The 1,308-nt window shown below is 40.5% G+C and carries 1 protein-coding gene and 1 pseudogene; both read left to right on the top strand.

Annotated features, from left to right (window positions below):
- Positions 1-75: 75 nt before the first annotated feature.
- On the top strand, positions 76-996 hold the full coding sequence (locus JUE67_RS12515) for an IS30 family transposase (protein ID WP_054645805.1): 921 nt from the start codon (positions 76-78) through the stop codon (positions 994-996).
- 29 nt (positions 997-1,025) lie between these two features.
- Positions 1,026-1,262: pseudogene (locus JUE67_RS12520) on the top strand (GNAT family N-acetyltransferase); the annotation flags it as partial.
- Positions 1,263-1,308 lie beyond the last annotated feature (46 nt).

Raw genomic sequence — 1,308 nt, forward strand, 5'->3', positions numbered from 1 at the left:
AAAATAAAAAAAGGCCCAAAGCAATCTCTTACAATGGTAGTAGTTAATTCCAACCAGCTATAAGGAGTGATTACTTTGGGTACTTCTACTTTATCACGTTTTCAACGTGGTGCGCTAGCTCAACTGGTCAGTGAAGGCCATCATACTTACCAAGATATGGCTGACGCCTTAGGCGTTGCCAAATCAACTATTAGCTATGAATTAGATCGGGTCAAACCCTATGATCCCGAATTAGCGCAACAAGACGCAGATCATAAAAGGCGGGCTTGTGGTCGCCATTCAATTCTAACGCCATCATTGACAATTTTAATTACCAACCACCTACGTTTAACTTGGTCACCAGAAGCGATTGCGACAGCTTTTAACCTGAGCACCGCTTCAATTTATAACTGGCTTAAGCTTGGCTGGTTACCTTTCAACTTGGCTGATCTACCTAATCGAAATGTCCGACAGCGCCGAGCTAATGAGCATCGTGTCACATTTACAAGTGGGACTTCCATTGAACAACGACCAAAATCTGTCAATCAGCGATTAGCTTTTGGTCATTGGGAAGTCGATACGGTACTTTCTAGCCGAGGTCAGTCACGAGCATGTTTGGTCACTTTTGTAGAACGTAAAACCCGGCTTCTATGGGCTATCAAAGCCCCTAATCGCACCGCCAAGGCCTTAAATGATACCTTTGGAAATTTTATGGGGACCTTCGGTTCCCAAGTGAAATCTATAACTGTTGATCATGGTAAGGAGTTTGCCGATTATCGATCCATAGAACAAGACTATCAGATTAAAGTTTATTTTTGTCACCCGTATTCACCATGGGAACGGGGATCCAATGAATATTTCAATCGATGGTTACGGTGGTTTTTCCCGAAAAAGACTAACTTTGACCAGATAACGACTGATGAAATCCTGGCAGCACTTGAGCTTATTAATCAACGACCATTAAAAATCCATCATCAACAGACTGCCATTGAAAGTTTCCGGGCTTGTTCGGATTAAACTTGTAATTTGCCACACAAAGAAATAAAGGAATTGGTCATCAACTTCTGATTTTTGCCGAAAAATATGCGCGAAACAATAATTGCAAGTGTCTTGAAATTGGAACTGGTACAACTAGTTTTGGACAACTTTATCTTTATCAAAAATGTGGTTTCCGGGTTGTTGGTGTTGATCAAAACTTCTTTACAATTCACTATGATAAAGAGATTACTGAAAATGGTCTTGTTTTAAAAGACATGATACGTTTGAGGAAAGTTCTAAAATAAGTCTTGTTTCTCTTATAGGGTCCATAAGTCCCAAATAGCCCCTCGA

It is taken from the genome of Lacticaseibacillus mingshuiensis, assembly GCF_016861785.1.
Classification (GTDB): Bacteria; Bacillota; Bacilli; order Lactobacillales; family Lactobacillaceae; genus Lacticaseibacillus; species Lacticaseibacillus mingshuiensis.